This is a genomic window from Curtobacterium sp. MCJR17_020, from assembly GCF_003234365.2.
In the GTDB taxonomy this organism is placed as follows: Bacteria; Actinomycetota; Actinomycetes; order Actinomycetales; family Microbacteriaceae; genus Curtobacterium.
Genome location: NZ_CP126260.1, coordinates 2849641 through 2864611, shown reverse-complemented (window position 1 = coordinate 2864611; position 14971 = coordinate 2849641). Strand labels below are relative to the sequence as shown.

The 14971-nt window shown below is 72.0% G+C and carries 20 protein-coding genes; 11 read left to right on the top strand and 9 right to left on the bottom strand.

Annotated features, from left to right (window positions below; all coding sequences use genetic code 11):
* The first annotated feature begins 15 nt into the window (after nt 1-15).
* From DEJ14_RS13540 to DEJ14_RS13530, 3 genes are read left to right on the top strand one after another with little or no spacing between them, the layout of a single operon-like run.
* Nucleotides 16-1248, top strand: coding sequence for a pyridoxal-phosphate-dependent aminotransferase family protein (locus DEJ14_RS13540; protein ID WP_111084376.1), 1233 nt, complete (start codon nt 16-18; stop codon nt 1246-1248).
* The gene (locus DEJ14_RS13535; protein ID WP_111084375.1) at nt 1245-2504 is read left to right on the top strand and encodes an allantoate amidohydrolase; all 1260 of its coding nucleotides are present in this window, start codon (nt 1245-1247) and stop codon (nt 2502-2504) included. Before DEJ14_RS13540 ends, DEJ14_RS13535 begins: the two co-directional genes overlap by 4 nt.
* Nucleotides 2501-3334 carry a MurR/RpiR family transcriptional regulator gene (locus DEJ14_RS13530; protein WP_111084374.1) on the top strand — a complete coding sequence of 278 codons (834 nt, stop codon included), beginning with the start codon at nt 2501-2503 and terminating at the stop codon, nt 3332-3334. Before DEJ14_RS13535 ends, DEJ14_RS13530 begins: the two co-directional genes overlap by 4 nt.
* Here the strand turns inward: DEJ14_RS13530 and DEJ14_RS13525 are convergent.
* Together DEJ14_RS13525 and DEJ14_RS13520 are read right to left on the bottom strand one after the other, a co-directional pair.
* Entirely contained in the window at nt 3301-3807 is a 507-nt protein-coding gene (locus tag DEJ14_RS13525; RefSeq protein WP_111084373.1) for an SRPBCC family protein, read from the bottom strand. The genes DEJ14_RS13530 and DEJ14_RS13525 overlap by 34 nt on opposite strands.
* Nucleotides 3804-4379 (bottom strand): GNAT family N-acetyltransferase, encoded by a 576-nt coding sequence (locus DEJ14_RS13520; RefSeq protein WP_111084372.1) that lies wholly within the window; start codon nt 4377-4379, stop codon nt 3804-3806. Before DEJ14_RS13520 ends, DEJ14_RS13525 begins: the two co-directional genes overlap by 4 nt.
* Nucleotides 4380-4423: 44 nt before the next feature.
* On the opposite strand from DEJ14_RS13520, the gene DEJ14_RS13515 reads away from it, so the two are divergent.
* Complete coding sequence (locus tag DEJ14_RS13515) at nt 4424-5461, top strand: dipeptidase (protein WP_111084371.1); 1038 nt, start codon at nt 4424-4426, stop codon at nt 5459-5461.
* 53 nt (nt 5462-5514) lie between these two features.
* On the opposite strand, the gene DEJ14_RS13510 is transcribed toward DEJ14_RS13515, so the two are convergent.
* Complete coding sequence (locus DEJ14_RS13510; protein WP_111084485.1) at nt 5515-6186, bottom strand: DUF899 family protein; 672 nt, start codon at nt 6184-6186, stop codon at nt 5515-5517.
* Between the two features lie 166 nt (nt 6187-6352).
* Here DEJ14_RS13510 and cysK point away from each other — a divergent pair, with 166 nt between their 5' ends.
* Together cysK and epsC are read left to right on the top strand one after the other, a co-directional pair.
* Nucleotides 6353-7291, top strand: a complete 939-nt coding sequence (gene cysK / locus DEJ14_RS13505; protein ID WP_111084370.1) for a cysteine synthase A — start codon at nt 6353-6355, stop codon at nt 7289-7291.
* Nucleotides 7288-7872, top strand: a complete 585-nt coding sequence (gene epsC, locus DEJ14_RS13500) for a serine O-acetyltransferase EpsC (protein ID WP_235035942.1) — start codon at nt 7288-7290, stop codon at nt 7870-7872. Before cysK ends, epsC begins: the two co-directional genes overlap by 4 nt.
* Nucleotides 7873-7928: 56 nt before the next feature.
* On the opposite strand, the gene DEJ14_RS13495 is transcribed toward epsC, so the two are convergent.
* Nucleotides 7929-8228, bottom strand: a complete 300-nt coding sequence (locus tag DEJ14_RS13495; RefSeq protein ID WP_258373188.1) for an excalibur calcium-binding domain-containing protein — start codon at nt 8226-8228, stop codon at nt 7929-7931.
* Between the two features lie 155 nt (nt 8229-8383).
* On the opposite strand from DEJ14_RS13495, the gene DEJ14_RS13490 reads away from it, so the two are divergent.
* Nucleotides 8384-8758: an MmcQ/YjbR family DNA-binding protein gene (locus DEJ14_RS13490; RefSeq protein WP_111084367.1), complete on the top strand. Its 375-nt coding sequence runs from the start codon at nt 8384-8386 to the stop codon at nt 8756-8758.
* 16 nt (nt 8759-8774) lie between these two features.
* Here DEJ14_RS13490 and DEJ14_RS13485 read toward each other — a convergent pair whose 3' ends face one another.
* On the bottom strand, nt 8775-9404 hold the full coding sequence (locus tag DEJ14_RS13485; RefSeq protein ID WP_111084366.1) for an MOSC domain-containing protein: 630 nt from the start codon (nt 9402-9404) through the stop codon (nt 8775-8777).
* A gap of 103 nt (nt 9405-9507) precedes the next feature.
* On the opposite strand from DEJ14_RS13485, the gene DEJ14_RS13480 reads away from it, so the two are divergent.
* Genes DEJ14_RS13480 through DEJ14_RS13465 form a run of 4 tightly spaced genes read left to right on the top strand, consistent with a single transcriptional unit; the run spans nt 9508 to nt 11176 of the window.
* Complete coding sequence (locus DEJ14_RS13480; protein WP_181437428.1) at nt 9508-9678, top strand: hypothetical protein; 171 nt, start codon at nt 9508-9510, stop codon at nt 9676-9678.
* Between the two features lie 9 nt (nt 9679-9687).
* Entirely contained in the window at nt 9688-10242 is a 555-nt protein-coding gene (locus DEJ14_RS13475) for an RNA polymerase sigma factor (RefSeq protein ID WP_111084365.1), read from the top strand.
* Complete coding sequence (locus DEJ14_RS13470; protein ID WP_146249691.1) at nt 10239-10871, top strand: hypothetical protein; 633 nt, start codon at nt 10239-10241, stop codon at nt 10869-10871. The genes DEJ14_RS13475 and DEJ14_RS13470 overlap by 4 nt, the downstream gene beginning before the upstream one ends.
* The gene (locus tag DEJ14_RS13465) at nt 10868-11176 is read left to right on the top strand and encodes a hypothetical protein (RefSeq protein ID WP_111084363.1); all 309 of its coding nucleotides are present in this window, start codon (nt 10868-10870) and stop codon (nt 11174-11176) included. The genes DEJ14_RS13470 and DEJ14_RS13465 overlap by 4 nt, the downstream gene beginning before the upstream one ends.
* Before the next feature lie 54 nt (nt 11177-11230).
* On the opposite strand, the gene DEJ14_RS13460 is transcribed toward DEJ14_RS13465, so the two are convergent.
* The 4 genes from DEJ14_RS13460 to DEJ14_RS13445 all read right to left on the bottom strand — a co-directional run bounded on the left by DEJ14_RS13460 (nt 11231) and on the right by DEJ14_RS13445 (nt 14963).
* Nucleotides 11231-12397: a low temperature requirement protein A gene (locus tag DEJ14_RS13460; protein ID WP_258373187.1), complete on the bottom strand. Its 1167-nt coding sequence runs from the start codon at nt 12395-12397 to the stop codon at nt 11231-11233.
* Between the two features lie 92 nt (nt 12398-12489).
* Nucleotides 12490-13380 carry an aggregation-promoting factor C-terminal-like domain-containing protein gene (locus DEJ14_RS13455; RefSeq protein WP_146249690.1) on the bottom strand — a complete coding sequence of 297 codons (891 nt, stop codon included), beginning with the start codon at nt 13378-13380 and terminating at the stop codon, nt 12490-12492.
* Nucleotides 13381-13670: 290 nt separating this feature from the next.
* Nucleotides 13671-14126 carry a MarR family winged helix-turn-helix transcriptional regulator gene (locus DEJ14_RS13450; RefSeq protein ID WP_111084361.1) on the bottom strand — a complete coding sequence of 152 codons (456 nt, stop codon included), beginning with the start codon at nt 14124-14126 and terminating at the stop codon, nt 13671-13673.
* Nucleotides 14127-14312: 186 nt separating this feature from the next.
* Nucleotides 14313-14963 carry a GntR family transcriptional regulator gene (locus tag DEJ14_RS13445; protein ID WP_111084360.1) on the bottom strand — a complete coding sequence of 217 codons (651 nt, stop codon included), beginning with the start codon at nt 14961-14963 and terminating at the stop codon, nt 14313-14315.
* Nucleotides 14964-14971: the final 8 nt, after the last annotated feature.

Below are 14971 nucleotides of genomic sequence, written 5' to 3'. Positions count from 1 at the left end.
ACGGAAGGACCAACAATGCACCCCGTGAACCCGCCAGCCCGCCTCCTCATGGGCCCCGGCCCGATCACCGCCGACCCGCGTGTGCTCCGCGCCCTGTCGACCCCGCTCGTCGGGCAGTACGACCCGTGGATGACCTCCGCCATGAACGACACCCAGGAGCTCTACCGCGGTGTGTTCGGCACCACGAACGACGCCACCGTGCTCGTCGACGGCACCTCGCGCGCCGGGATCGAGGCAGTGCTCGTGTCGCTCCTCGCACCGGGTGACCGCGTGCTCGTGCCGGTGTTCGGCCGGTTCGGACACCTGCTCGCCGAGATCGCCGCGCGTGCCGGGGCCGAGGTCCACACCATCGAGACCGCGTGGGGTCAGGTCTTCACACGGTCCGCGATCGAGGACGCCATCGTCCGCGTCCGGCCGAAGGTGCTGGCGATCGTGCAGGGCGACACCTCCACCACGATGAACCAGCCGCTCGACGAACTGGGCGCGATCTGCGAGCGGCACGGCGTGCTGTTCTACACCGACGCCACGGCGACCGTCGGCGGCAACCCGCTCGAGGTCGACGCCTGGGGCATCGACGCCGTCAGCGCCGGCCTGCAGAAGTGCCTCGGCGGGCCGTCCGGCAGTGCGCCGGTCACCGTCTCGCCGCGTGCGACCGCCGTGCTCGACGAGCGCCGCAGCGTCGAGGCCGGCATCCGCGAACCCGGTGACGACGTCGCCGACGAGCCGATCCGCTCGAACTACCTCGACCTCGCGATGATCCTGGACTACTGGGGGCCGCGACGGCTGAACCACCACACCGAGGCCGCGTCGATGCTCTACGCCGCCAACGAGTGCGCCCGCATCCTGCTCGACGAAGGGCGCGAGCAGGCGATCGCACGCCACGAACTCGCGGGCCGCGCGATGCTGCAGGGCGTCCAGGCGCTCGGGCTCGGAGTGTTCGGTGACGTCGCACACAAGATGCACAACGTCGTCGCGGTGGAGATCCCGTCCGACGTCGTCGGCGACCAGGTCCGTGGTTCGATGCTCGACGACCACGGCATCGAGATCGGCACCTCGTTCGGACCGCTGCACGGCAAGGTCTGGCGCATCGGCACCATGGGCTACAACGCCCGCAAGGACACCGTCGTGACGACCCTCGCCGCCCTCGAGCACGCGCTCCGCCGGGCGGGGCACGCCGTCCCGCACGGCGGCGGGGTCGACGCCGCTCTGGACGCCTTCGCCGGTGCGCCGGTCGGGGTGCTGGCGTGAGCGCGGCCCCGGTCGTGACCGCCACCGCCCTGGGCACCGCCGACGCCGAGCTCGTGGCGCGCTGGTGCGACGAGCTGGCCCTGGTCACCGAGGAGACCGGCCGGATCACCCGCGTGTACCTGTCGCCCGAGCACGCCCGCGTCAACGGGATCGTCGCCGGGTGGATGCAGGACGCCGGACTCACCACCTGGCAGGACGCCGCCGGCAACCTGCACGGACGGGTCGACGGCGTGGCACCCGACGCCCCCGTGCTGCTGCTCGGCTCGCACCTCGACACCGTGGTGGATGCCGGCCGCTACGACGGGATCGTCGGGGTCCTGATGGCCGTCCGCACCGCTGCGCGACTGACGACCGCGGGACCGCTGCCCGTCGCGCTCGAGGTCATCGCGTTCTCCGACGAAGAAGGGACCCGGTTCGGCAAGGCCCTGCTCGGGTCGTCCGCCGTCGCCGGGGTGTGGGACGAGTCCTGGTGGGACCTGGCGGACGGCGACGGCGTCACCCTGCGTGAGGCGTTCACCCGGTTCGGGCTCGACCCGGCCCGGGTGGGTGACGCGGCGGCAGACCCGACGACGCTCGCCGGGTACCTCGAGGCGCACATCGAACAGGGCCCGTACCTCGAGCAGGCCGGTCAGGCGCTCGGCGTCGTCACGAGCATCGCGAGCGCCCGACGCTTCTCGGTCGAGGCCGTGGGCGAGGCCCGGCACGCGGGCGGAACGCCGTACGAGCGCCGCCACGACGCGCTGCTCGCCGCGGCCGAGGCGGCCCTCGCCGTCGAGCGGATCTGCCGGGCATCGCACCACGTCGGCACCGTCGGCACGATGACCGTCGAACCGGGTGCGGTGAACGTGGTCCCCGGCCTCGCACGGTTCTCGGTGGACCTGCGCGGCGAGTTCGACGACGGCCGCGACGCGGTCTGGGACGAGCTCACGAAGGCGTTCACGGTGATCGGGGAACGACGCGGGGTCAGCGTCACGCCGACCGAGGTGCACCGCGCACCGGCGGTGTTCTGCGCGCCGCGGCTGATGGACGCCGTCCGCGCCGGCATCGAGTCGACGGGCGAGGCCGCGCCGATGGAGCTGTTCTCGCGGGCCGGACACGACGCCATGTCGCTCGGGCTCGTCACCGACGTCGCGATGCTGTTCCTGCGCAACCCGGACGGCATCAGCCACCACCCGGACGAGTTCGTCTCGACGCCCGACATCGCGCTCGGGCTCGACGCACTCGCCGTCGCGGTGGAGCGGGTGGCCCGGGCATGAGCACCGCCGGACCGGACGTCCGCGCCCGCATCGACTCCGTCTGGGAGCAGCTCTCGCCCGCCGAACGACGCGTCGCCGCGATGGTCCGGCACGACCCGGAACTCCTGCTCGTCGGCACCTCGGCCGAACTCGCCGCCGAGTCGGGCACGTCGAAGGCCACGGTGTCCCGGCTCGTCCGGTCGCTCGGGTTCCAGGACGCAGCCGAGGTCCGGCAGAACCTGATGTCCGCACGCGGCTCCGGCCTGCCGTGGGTGGCGGAGGACGCCGCCCACGTCGACCAGCGCGCGGTCGAGGCCCGCAACCTCGACGCGGCCTTCGCCTCGCTGGCCCGAGCCGATCGTCCGCGACTCGCGCGTCGCATCGTCCGGGCTCGTCGCGTGCTCGTGTTCGGGGAGCGTGGCGCCTACCCGGTGGCGCTGCAGCTCCGCGCCCAGCTCGCCCAGGTCCGCTCGGACGTCCGGGTCGGTCCGGCACCGGGGCAGCGGCTCGGAGAAGAGGTCGCCGACCTCGACCGCCGTGACCTCGTCGTCCTGGTGACCGTGCGTCGGCACACCGCCGGGGTCGACCGGATCGTGCGGCACTGTGTCTCGACCGGCGCCGACGTCGTCGTGCTGGGCGACCCGACCGCAGCCGTCATCGCGGCACCGGCGAACACCGCGATCCTGTGCCCGGTCGACTCACCGGCGGCGTTCGACTCGATGGCGGCCCTGTTCGCGGTCGTCGCAGCCATCGCGAACGACGTGTACGAAGCCTCGGGACCGGCCGGCCGCGCTCGGGTCGACGCGGTGGCGAGTGCCTACGACGCGCTGGGGGAGCTCGCAGCGCCCTGACCGTCGTGGCCGGCGCGGCCGTCGGCGTGCAGCTCGGTGGCGAGTGACGCGTTGCGCTCACGGATGAGCCGCGGCAGGTAGCGCTCGAGGGCGACGACCTCGGCCAGACGACCGAGCGGGCCGAACGGCGCGCGGAACGTGATGGTGTCGACCATGCGCGTGCCGCCGGCCGACGGCTCGAACCGGTGCTCGTGGTGGAACCGGGCGAACGGCCCACGCACCTGTTCGTCGACGAACCGGTGGGGGCCCTCCAGAGCAGTGATCCGGCTCGTCATCCGCCAGACGATCCCGAAGTGCCGCGCGCGCCACGTGACCGACTCGCCCAAGCCGATCGTGCCGGACGTCGTGCCGGCGACGGCGCGTTCGTCGGTCGCAGCCATCGACCGCTCGTGCGCGCCGATGTCGAGCGACAGCGCGAACGCGCGCTCGGGCGACGCCGCGAGCTCGGTGACCACGCGGAACGTCACCGTCACGACGCGGGCCAGACCGTCGGCGTCGAGCGGTCGTCGTCGCGCAGAGCAGCCGCGATGAGCTGGTCGTGGCGTCGTCCGCGGTGGGACACGCCGGACCGGAGTCGCCCCTCGTAGCGGAGCCCGAGCCGCTGCGCGATCGCCGCAGACGGGGCGTTCGTGGCGATCGCTCGCCACTGCACGCGGACGAGCCCGAGTCCGTCGGGAGACGGCGCGAACGCCCACGCCAGGACGGCGGCTGCGGCCTCGGTCACGAAGCCGTGGCCGCGACCGTCCGGGTGCACGGCGTAGCCGACCTCGGCCGCGCCGTCGACGAACCCGAACAGCCCGATCGTCCCGAGCAGTCGGAGGTCGTCGGCCCGCCGGATGCCGAACTCGTAGCGGGAGTCCGTGGACCAGCCCGCGCGCACGACGTCGGTGATCCAGTGGTGCGCCTCGGCGTGGCCGTACGGCACCGGCACCGGCGTGTAGGCGATGACGTCCGGGTCGTTCGCGTACGCGATGACGTCCTCCGCATCGGACGGTTCCGGCACGGAGAGCACCAGGCGATCGGTCCGGAGGGTGACGGGGTCCACGCACCGAGCCTAGCCACGGGGACGTGCGCGGTAGCGTCGGGGGCATGACGTTCGACGCGATCCCGTTCCCGGTCATCGACGGCCACAACGACCTGCCGTGGGAGCGCCGCGAGACCCACGACTCCGGGGTCGAGGGCATCGACACCGAGGTCGACTCGCTGCACACCGACCTGCCGAAGCTCCGCGCCGGTGGGGTCGTCGGCCAGTTCTGGTCGGTCTTCGTGCCCGTCGACGAACCGGACCCCGTGCGGACGACGCTGCAGCAGGTCGACCTGGCGCACCGGATCATCGAGCGGTACCCGGAGTCGCTCGCACTGGCCCGGACGGCGACCGAGGTCCGGGCGGCGGTCGAGTCCGGCCGGATCGCGTCGCTGCTCGGCGCCGAGGGCGGGCACTCCATCGGCGACGACCTGGCGGTGCTCCGCGACTTCGCCCGACTCGGCGTGCGCTACATGACGCTCACGCACAACGACGACACCCCCTGGGCCGACTCGGCGACGGGCTCCCACCCACACGGCGGCCTGACCGACCGTGGGCGCGAGGTCGTGGCCGAGATGGAGCGGATCGGGATGCTCGTCGACCTGTCGCACACGTCGCCGGACACCATGCGCGACACCCTCGACGTCGCCACCCAGCCCGTGGTGTTCAGCCACTCGTCGACGATCGCGGTGAACGACCACCCGCGGAACGTCCCGGACGACGTGCTCGGCCGCCTGCGCGACAACGGCGGTGTCGTGATGATCACCTTCGTGCCGAAGTTCGTGTCCCGGGCGTGGGCCGACTGGGAGGACGCCGGCTCGGTGGGGGAGCCGCCGCTCGTGACGGTGTCGGACGTGGCGGACCACGTCGAGCACGCCCGCGACCTCGCCGGCGCAGCGCACATCGGGCTCGGCGGGGACTACGACGGCACCCCGGTGCTGCCGCCGGACCTGCGCGACGTGTCCCGGTACCCGGTGCTCGCCGCCGAGCTGCAGCGGCGCGGGTGGGGAGCGGCTGACCTGCGGGCGCTCGCCGGGGGCAACGTGCTGCGGGTGCTCGACGCGACCGACGAGCGGTTCGCGCGGACGGCGTTCGTGCGCTGACGAATCGTCAATAGGTCAACAGCCTGTTGACCGATCGGCACGGAGCGCCGGCGTCAGCCGTAGGTGGGGTACTGCGGCCAGCCCTCGGGGCTGTCCTCCCAGTCCTGCTGGCGGCCGTACGCGGTGCGGTCCATGATGTGCGCGACCGGCAGGATGGCCTCGGTCCCACGCGATCCGGTGGCGTACGTCAGGTAGGGCACTCCGTCGCGCAGCAGGTAGTACGAGTAGCCCGGCACCGGACCGTCGTAGTCGTCGTGGTGCAGGGTCCACCCCCAGTCGTCGTGGTAGCTCGTGTCGCCCGACGACACCCACCGGTGCGGCCAGCCGCGCAGCTCCCGCCAGCGCTCGAGCTTCTCGATCGGGGCCTGCGAGACCATGGCGAACGCGATGCCCTCGTCGTCGAGCCGACCCGTGTTCGCCGGCAGGTTGTCCACGGCCCAGGTGCAGCTCGGGCAGCCGTCGTCCCAGTCGGGCGCGAACATCACGTTCTGCACGAGGAGCAGGTAGCGGCCGTCGAACAGCTCCGAGAGCCGGACCGGGCCGTCGGCGCCCTGGAACTCGTAGTCCTCCACCTGGACCATCGGGAGTCGTCGGCGGGCGGCGGACACACGGTCGCCGTGCCGGGTGAGTTCCTTCTCGTCGCGGACCTGGGTGGCGAGTGCCTCGTCGAACGCGGCACGGTCGACCACGGGCGGTGCGACCTCGGGTTGCTGCAGCTTGGACATGGCGACCTCCTCGTCGTTGCCCGGCACCGTACGCCCAGGTGGGCCACACGGCAACGGGAGCCCGACGCCGTGGACAGGACCACCTGGGGTCCGGTCGCTAGGATCGGGCGCACACCGCGCCTCCAGGAAGAGCGATGCGCGACCTGACCCGATGAGGACGGACCGGATGAGCGGCACGATCTACGACAACATCTCCCAGGCGTTCGGCAACACCCCGCTCGTCAAGCTGAACCGGCTGCCGAAGGCGGGCGGCGCCGAGGTGCTGGCCAAGCTCGAGTTCTACAACCCCGGCGCCAGCGTGAAGGACCGCCTCGGCGTCGCGATCATCGACGCGGCCGAGCAGTCCGGCGACCTGCAGCCGGGCGGCACCATCGTCGAGGGGTCGTCGGGCAACACCGGCATCGCCCTCGCGCTCGTCGGTGCGGCCCGCGGGTACAAGGTGATCATCACGATGCCGGAGACGATGAGCGTCGAGCGTCGTGCGGTGATGCGCGCCTACGGTGCCGAGATCGTGCTCACCCCTGGTCCCGAGGGCATGAAGGGCGCGGTCGAACGCGCCGCCGCGATCGTCGACGAGACGCCCGGCGCGATCCTCGCCCACCAGTTCGAGACCGCCGCGAACGCCGCGATCCACCGGAAGACCACCGCTGAGGAGATCCTGCGCGACACCGAGGAGCACGTCGACGTGTTCGTCGCCGGCGTCGGGACCGGTGGCACGATCACGGGTGTCGGCCAGGTGCTCAAGGAGCGCGTGCCCGGCGTGCAGATCGTCGCGGTCGAGCCGAAGGACTCCCCGCTGCTGACCGAGGGCAAGGCCGGACCGCACAAGATCGCGGGCATCGGCGCGAACTTCATCCCAGAGGTCCTCGACCAGTCCGTCATCGACGAGGTGTTCGACGTCGAGCTCGACGACGCCCTGCGTGTGGCGCGGGCGCTCGCGACCGACGAGGGCATCCTGGCCGGCATCTCGTCCGGCGCGATCATCCACGCCGCGCTCGAGATCGCCGCCCGACCAGAGAACGCCGGCAAGCGCATCGTCGCGATCGTCTGCGACACCGGGGAGCGCTACCTGTCGACGGTGCTCTTCGAGGGACTCACTGCGTGAGTCGTCCCGTCCGACGAGGCGTGCTGCGGACGGTCCGGGAGGACCTGGCCGCAGCACGTCGCGGCGACCCCGCCGCCCGTGGTGACCTCGAGAACGCGATCGTCTACTCGGGGCTGCACGCCATCTGGACCTACCGCGTGACGCACCGGCTGTGGCTGGCCAGAGGCCTGCCCGGATCGCGGTTCGTCGCACGGGTCATCGGCCAGGCAGCGCGGTCGGTGACGGGCATCGAGATCCACCCGGGCGCCCGCATCGGCCGACGGTTCTTCATCGACCACGGCATGGGCGTCGTGATCGGGGAGACCGCGGTGATCGGGGACGACGTCGTGCTGTTCCACGGGGTGACCCTCGGCGGGCGCGGCGGCGACCACGGCCCAGGAGCCCGACGGCACCCGGTGGTCGGCGACCGCGTGGTGCTCGGCGCGGGATCGTCGCTGATCGGGGCGATCAGCATCGGGCAGGACTCCGTCGTCGGTGCGAACACCGTCGTGACGAAGGACGTCCCCGCGGGGTCGGTCGTCACCGGGGTCGCCGGGACCGCCCGTCCGCGGTCCGGGCACGAGGGCGTCCCGACGCTCTGAACGCCCCGCCGGATCGACGGGGCGTCCGAGGGCAAGCGCTTCGGTGCGTCAGCGCGTCAGCTCTTCTCGCAGGCGATGCCGTCGGCGTCGCGGTCCATCTTCTTGTTCGCCTTGTACAGGGCGTCGTCCTTCTTCACCGTCCCCTTGAGGGCGCGGTAGGTCACCTTGCCCTGCGAAGTGACCTTGTTCTTCGTGACGGACTTCTTCGCGATGCCGCCCGAGTACACCTTGTGCACCGCGGTGCAGTTGGCGTAGGTCTTCGGGGCGGCCTGCGCGGTGGAGGCCCCTCCGACGACGACGGTGGTGGCGAGGACTGCGGTGGCGGCGGCGATGCCGAGGGTACGGATGATGCGCACGGGTTCCCCCTGGAACGAGTGGGTGATCGCCGGAGCGACCGCCGCGTCGGGTACGCGGCGAGCTGATCCTACGATGTGAACGACACTCATGACATGCCCCCGAACAGGTCCGGTCCGCGAGCCGCGGTGTCGGGTGTCCGGGGCATGCTGGGTGCATGGACGGCGCGCAGTTGCACGAGATCGCGAGTCGCACCGCGATGGGCCTGCCCGCGGTGTTCGAGACCGAGCCCTTCGGCGAGGGCGCCCTGGTCTACAAGGTCGTCGACAAGATGTTCGTGATGACGAGCGAGCTCCGGGGTGTGCCGATCGTCAACCTGAAGTGCGCGCCGCCGCACGGGGCAGCGCTCGTCCGCGACCACGCCGAGATCACACCGGGGTGGCACATGAACAAGCGGCACTGGATCACGCTCGCTCCCGGTGACGGCATCGACGAGACCCTGGTCGAGGACCTCGTCGCGAACGCCTACGACCTGGTCGTCGCCGGGTTGCCCCGAGCGAAGCGGCCGCTCGACCCGACACGCGGCGGGTGACCGAGCGGGCGGCCGATCAGGAGCGGGCGAGCACCTTCGACACGTCCCGGACGACCTTCGGTGCGAGTCGCTCCCCGGACTCGAGCACGGCACGGGCCCGCTCGGGGGTGAGCCCCGCGAAGACCTCGCCGATCGTCACCCCGTGCTCCGGCCGGTACGTCACGACGACCGGGTCACCTGCTGCCACCGGGCCGGACTTCACGACCCGCAGGTACGCGCCCGGACGGCCTTCCTCGGTGAACCGCCGGACCCACTTGTCGACGCCCATCCGGCGCGCGAACGTGCCGCACGGGATCCGCGGGATCGTCACCTCGAGCTCCAGCGTCTCGCCGACGCGCCACCGCTCGCCCGTCACGGCCCCGGTGACGTCGACACCCGTGGTCCGCAGGTTCTCGCCGAAGAGGCCCGGCGGGATCTCGCGCTCCAGCGACGCGGCGAAGTACGCGGCGTCCTCGTCGGCGTAGGCGTACACGGCCTGGTCCTCGCCACCGTGGTGCTTCCGGTCGGCCTGGACGTCGGCGTACAGCCCGAGCGGTCGGACCCGGACCTTCCCGTCGACCGGACGCTTGTCGATGGCGGTGACGCCGATCGTGCCGGAGTCGGGCAGCAGGCGGTCGACGCGGCAGACGGCGGTGACGAGCGACATGCCACAACTCTGGCGCAAGTCCGTCGACACGTGTGACGAACCACCGGTTCGGTGCGTCACACCGGTGAGGGACCACGTCCGGTGGTCCGACCGAGGAGTCTCCATGCTCGACGACGACATCGTTGCCGTCCGCCTGACGTCGCACGGCAGGCACGCACCGGCGCACGGGTTGGCGCAGGTCCGGATCCGTTCGCTCAGCTCCCGACCGGTCGGTCCGCTGCGCGTCGTCCCCGTCCGCAAGCGCGTCCAGCGGAACTCCAACCACCACCAGTAGAAGGAAAGCGTGCACCACCAGTCCCTCGCCGAGCTCGACGACGCGGTCCTCGCCGGCCGGTCGTCCGATGGCGACGTCCGGGCCTTCGAGGTCCTGATCCGCCGCTACACACCGCTCCTGCGCGCCTACGCCCGTCGGACCCTGGGATCGACCGACGAACTCGACGACGTCGTGCAGGAGACGTTCATCACCGCGTGGGACCGCCTGGACCGTCTCGAGGACCACGCCAAGGTGAAGTCCTGGCTGATGCGGATCCTCAGCCGGAAGTGCCTGGACCGCATCCGGGCCCGACGGTTCCACGACGACGTCACCGAACTCGAGGTCGCCGCACCCGCCGACGACGCTCCCGACCGGGTCGCCGAGGCCCGCTCGCGCGAGGAAGCGGCGGAGACAGCGCTCGCCGAACTGCCCGAAGCCCAACGACGCTGCTGGATCATGAAGGAGGTGCTCGAGTACAGCTACGACGACATCGCCGCCGAACTCGACCTGCCCCCCTCGACGGTCCGCGGACTCCTGTCCCGAGCGAGGAAGAACATGATCCGACTCATGGAGGGATGGCGATGAGCGACCTCGACGCACTCGAACTCGACGACCTCGACGGCCACTCCATCGACGAGCTCGCCGACTACCTGGACGCCGGCATGCAGCCGCCGGACCCCAGCATCGACGGCTCACCCGCGTGCCAGAACGCCCTCGCGGCGATCCTGCGGGTGCGGCACGCGTCGCTCGGGTCCCTCGAGGCCGCCGCCCGCGACGAAGCCCCGGCCGACGAGTCGTGGATCGGCGGCGTGCTCGCCAACATCTCGCTGGAGTCCCGCTCCGGACGTGACGTCCCGCTCCGAGCGCAGTCCGAGTCGGAGCGCCCGGTGATGACCGAGGGAGCGATCCGATCGCTCATCCGCCGGACCGGCGACGGTGTTCCCGGCGTCCTCGTCGCCCGGTGCCGGCTCGACGGCGACGTCACCGAACTCGCCGCACCGATCCGTGTGGTCGTCGAGGTCGCGATCATGTCGGGCCCGTCGATCGTCGCGACGGCGGACCTGGTCCGCACCGGGGTCGCCCAGGCGCTGGCCGAGCAGACCGACCTGGTCGTCGAGTCGATCGACGTGGTGGTCCGCGACCTGCTCGAGCCGCAGCCCGACACCGACGACACCGACACCGACACCGAGATCGACACCGAGGGGACCCGATGAGCACCACCGACGACACCCTCGCCGCGGTCGAACAGGCCGTGGTCGGCGTCCCCGGCGTCGCCGACCTCTACCGTGCCCGCCCGACCGTGGCCAGCACGGTCAGCGCCGTCCGCGGCATGGCGTCCAGCAGGACCCCCGCACGCGTCGTCGTCGACGACGGCGTCCTGCGGGTCGTCATCGGCACCGACGGACACCGCCCCGCGCCCGAGGTCGCCCGTGCCGTGCACGACGTCGCCCTGACGACGGCGTCGGCGCACGGCCTGGCGCTCACGCGGGTCGACGTGCGGGTCGCGCGGGTGGGGTGAACCCGGCTCACTGACGGACGGGAGGCCCATGGCGGCGTCGTCACGGGCCTCCCGTCAGCGCGTGGGTCGCGTCCAGGGCCGCCGCTCGGCGACCTCGAGCACCACGACGATCGCGGCGACGAGGAGCGCGGTCGCGACGAGGGAGACGTCGGGCACCGCGATCGTCGCGAGGATCGCGAGGGCGAGCACGACGACGATCGCGTTCCACCCGGCGGACAGCGTCGGCCGGAGCGCGAGCGCCCAGATCGCGAGCACGAACAGCGCGACCGGGACGGCCACGGTCGCAGCGACCGTGGCGTGCGACAGGTCGGCGTCGCCGGCGTCCGCGCTGACCGCGACCTCGATCCCGGCCGGCAGCGCACCCGCGGCGGCGAAGACGAAGTAGTGGCCGTAGCCGAACACGAGCGCGCTCGGCAGGTTCCGGATGTGGTCGTGCTGCTCGCGCGAGAAGTAGATCCACCAGAGTCCGGCGACGATGACGAGCCCGGCGGCGGCCAGCACGAGCAGCGACGCGAGGTGGTCGGCCTGGGCGATGCCGTCGATGACCGCGTTCGCCGAGGCGACGAGTCCTTCGCCCAGCACGATGAGGGTGAACAGCGCGTACCGCTCGGCGATGTGGTGCGTGTGCCACGGCGTCGTCTCGCCCGTGCCCTCGGCGATCGGCGGGACGAGGACCTCGAGCAAGACGAGGACGGGGAACGCCCACGCCGTCGATCCCTGCGGCAGCGCGAGCATGCCGACCCAGAGCACCTGCACGACGACGATGCCCACGGCGTACCGGAGTGCGGTGCGGCGGTACCGCGAGGACGACACGGCGACGCGGAGCCACTGCGCGACCATCGCCAGGCGCATCACGACGTAGCCGATCACCGGCACCGTGAAGTCGCCCTCGGTCATGGCGGCGTGCACCCCGGCGGCGAGCACGAGGACGCCGGCCATCTGCACGAACGTCGTGACGCGGTAGAGCCAGTCGTCGGTGTCGAACGAGGTCGCGAACCAGCTGAAGTTCAGCCACGCCCACCAGATGGCGAAGAACACCATGGCGTACGCCACCACCGCGGAGCTGACGCGCCCCTCGGTCTCGATCTCGTGCAGGTTGGTGGCGGCGAAGCCCACCGCGACGACGAACACCAGGTCGAACAGCAGTTCCAGGGGGCTCGCGGCACGGTGTCCCTCGGCGGGGTCGCGGGGCACCATCCGGCGCAGTCCGATCGTCGTCACCCGGCATGCCTACAGGACGAACGGCCCCGGGCGGTACCCGGGGCCGTTCGACGTGCAGCTGCGTGGGCCAGCAGACGGCCGGCCCGCGCCGCTCAGTAGAAGTTGCTCGCCTGCGAGTGCGCCCACGCCGAGCACGGGGTGCCGTACGCGGCGCTGATGTACTGCAGGCCCCACTTGATCTGGGTCGTGGCGTTCGTCTGCCAGTCCGAGCCGATGGTCGCCATCTTCGAGCCGGGCAGCGCCTGCGGGATGCCGGTCGCCCCGCCGTTCGCGTTGACGGCCTGGTAGTCCCAGCCCGACTCCTTGGTCCACAGGTTGTCGAGGCACTGGAACTGGTCGGAGCCCCAGCCGTACTCGGAGGACGCCAGCGAGGTCGCCGTCGCCTTGGCGCCCGCGACGGTGTTGCCCGCCGCCAGCTCCTGGGCGGCCTCGGCGGCTGCTGCTGCGGCGCGCTTCTCGGCGGCGGCCTTCGCGACGGCTGCTGCCTTCGCGTCGACGTCCCGCTTGTCCTGCGTGGCGCTGGCCTGCGCGACGTGCGCGGTCGACTCGACGGTCGACGAGATGCGCGTCGTGAGCGCGGCGCCGGACAGCTCCGGGTAGTCACTGAGTGCGTCGATGTGCTGCTCGAGCGAGGCCGTGTCGGTCTTGGCGTTCGCCGTCGTCATCACGGTCTTCGCGGTCGAGATGGTCGCCGCTGCCTGGGCACGGTCGAGGGCGATGCCGCGCAGGGCGGGCTGGGCCGTAGCGGATGCACTCGCGGTGCCGGTCGGCATGCCGAGCGCTTCGCCGATGGCGGGCTGGGTGCCGACCGTGAGGGCGCCGCCGGCGACGGCGAGGACCGCGGCGCCGCCGACGATCAACGTCGCACGGTGTCGGAGCGCACGGTGGCGGAGGGCGCGGCGCATGCGCCGGCTGGGGGAGTTCAGGGCCTCACGTCGGGTCGAGGCGGTGGTGGTGGGGAGGTCGGGGGTGTGTCCTGGCATCGGTTCCGGTGGTCGGGCGGTTCGTGGTGCGGGACTCCGCGCTGCTCGGCACGTCGGGGACGGTGAGCGATGCTGCGCGCGTCGAGACGCGCGCAACAGGGGGAGTCCGGCGAACCGGGGAGGACCGGACGGTGGTGTGGGGCCCGTCCGTCCGCCGCGACCGGCCCTGGGGAGGCCGCCGTCGGGCGAAGCCGACACGATGACTCGTCAGACTGGATGACGCGTCCAGGATCGCTGGCAGAACCGTCCGTCCACCCGTTGGTAACGGTTCGGTAACGGCCCGTCCGGACCTAGAACGTGTGAGGTTCCTGGGTGCGGTCGCCCTGGGCGACGCGTTCGAGGGCGTCGAGCGCTCCGGCGATCGCGGTGACGTCGGACTCACCGAGTTCGGCGATGAGCTCGGCGACGATCCCGGTGCGGTCCGAGCGTGCCCGTTCGACCGCCGCGATGCCCTCGTCGGTGGCCGAGACCATGAAGGCGCGGCCGTCCCGGGGATCGGCTTCGCGCTCGATGAAGCCGCGCTGTTCGAGCTCCGTCAGGATGCGGGTCATCGTGGGCTTCGTGACCACCTCGATCCGCGACAGGTCGCCCGGGCGCAGGGGTCCTTCGCGCTGGATGGTGGCGAGTGCGGACACGATCCCGTACCCGAGCGAGGCCGAGTCCGTCCGTGCTCGCCGGTTGATCCGTCCGACCGCCGCGGCCAGACGTGCGGCGACCTCGGTACGGTCCGTCGATCGAGGACTCATGTGCTGCTCCGGGTGGGCGATCGGGTGGTCGCCAGCGATGCTATCGGCTCGCCGGAGCCGCAGTCTGGGAGCGTCGTGCGCGTCGGTCGCGGGTCTGGACGGGGTGTCCGGGAGGCCCGTGGAACGCGGACCGCCCGCCTCGCGTGCGCGAGACGGGCGGGTTCCTGTACGGCGGTACAGCCGGACTCAGCGCTTCTCGCCCGGCAGCTGGTGGATCGCCTCGGCCGCGAGCTCGGCGGCGACGTTGTCGCCGGACTCGGTCGCGGTGCGCAGCCGACGGAAGTCCTCGGTCATCCGGTCCCAGTCGACGAGTTCGTCGAGGTTCGGCAGGCGCAGGCGGAACGCCAGGCCGTCCATGGTGTCGCGGCACACGCGCTGCAGGTTCTCGTTGCCGCACTCGGCGACGTAGAGCGCGAACACGTCGAGCGCGTCGTGGTTCACGGCGGGGACGTCGTGCGACTCGAGCTCGGCGATCGTCTTGTCGAGCTGCGCGAGGATCTTCTTCCGTGCGCCGGCACCGAGGCGGGGGACGGCGAGGCGGACGACGCCGCCGAACAGCACCCCGAGGGTCTGCATCGCCTCGATGACCTCGGCGGGGTCCGGCGTCGTGACGCGCGTGTACCGGTTCGGCGCCATCTCGATGAGTCCGGCACGGGAGAGCTGGCTCAGCGCTTCGCGGATCGGCGTGCGGGAGACGCCGAGCCAGGCGATGAGCTCGTCGTCGTTGAGCCGCTCACCGGGGACGAGCGTGCCGTCCATGATCGCGTCGTGGATCTTGTGCCGGACGGTGTCGCGGAGCAGCTGGTGCTCGGTCGGGGCGCTGCGGGGGACCGGCATGCGTTCTC

Bases quoted from the DNA above. Each gene is read 5' to 3' on its own strand.
- DEJ14_RS13540 (WP_111084376.1), top strand. From the start codon at position 16: ATGCACCCCGTGAACCCGCCAGCCCGCCTCCTCATGGGCCCCGGCCCG.
- DEJ14_RS13530 (WP_111084374.1), top strand. From the start codon at position 2,501: ATGAGCACCGCCGGACCGGACGTCCGCGCCCGCATCGACTCCGTCTGG.
- DEJ14_RS13515 (WP_111084371.1), top strand. From the start codon at position 4,424: ATGACGTTCGACGCGATCCCGTTCCCGGTCATCGACGGCCACAACGAC.
- DEJ14_RS13510 (WP_111084485.1), bottom strand. From the start codon at position 6,186: ATGTCCAAGCTGCAGCAACCCGAGGTCGCACCGCCCGTGGTCGACCGT.
- cysK (WP_111084370.1), top strand. From the start codon at position 6,353: ATGAGCGGCACGATCTACGACAACATCTCCCAGGCGTTCGGCAACACC.
- DEJ14_RS13490 (WP_111084367.1), top strand. From the start codon at position 8,384: ATGGACGGCGCGCAGTTGCACGAGATCGCGAGTCGCACCGCGATGGGC.
- DEJ14_RS13485 (WP_111084366.1), bottom strand. From the start codon at position 9,404: ATGTCGCTCGTCACCGCCGTCTGCCGCGTCGACCGCCTGCTGCCCGAC.
- DEJ14_RS13480 (WP_181437428.1), top strand. From the start codon at position 9,508: ATGCTCGACGACGACATCGTTGCCGTCCGCCTGACGTCGCACGGCAGG.
- DEJ14_RS13470 (WP_146249691.1), top strand. From the start codon at position 10,239: ATGAGCGACCTCGACGCACTCGAACTCGACGACCTCGACGGCCACTCC.
- DEJ14_RS13465 (WP_111084363.1), top strand. From the start codon at position 10,868: ATGAGCACCACCGACGACACCCTCGCCGCGGTCGAACAGGCCGTGGTC.
- DEJ14_RS13455 (WP_146249690.1), bottom strand. From the start codon at position 13,380: ATGCCAGGACACACCCCCGACCTCCCCACCACCACCGCCTCGACCCGA.
- DEJ14_RS13450 (WP_111084361.1), bottom strand. From the start codon at position 14,126: ATGAGTCCTCGATCGACGGACCGTACCGAGGTCGCCGCACGTCTGGCC.
- DEJ14_RS13445 (WP_111084360.1), bottom strand. From the start codon at position 14,963: ATGCCGGTCCCCCGCAGCGCCCCGACCGAGCACCAGCTGCTCCGCGAC.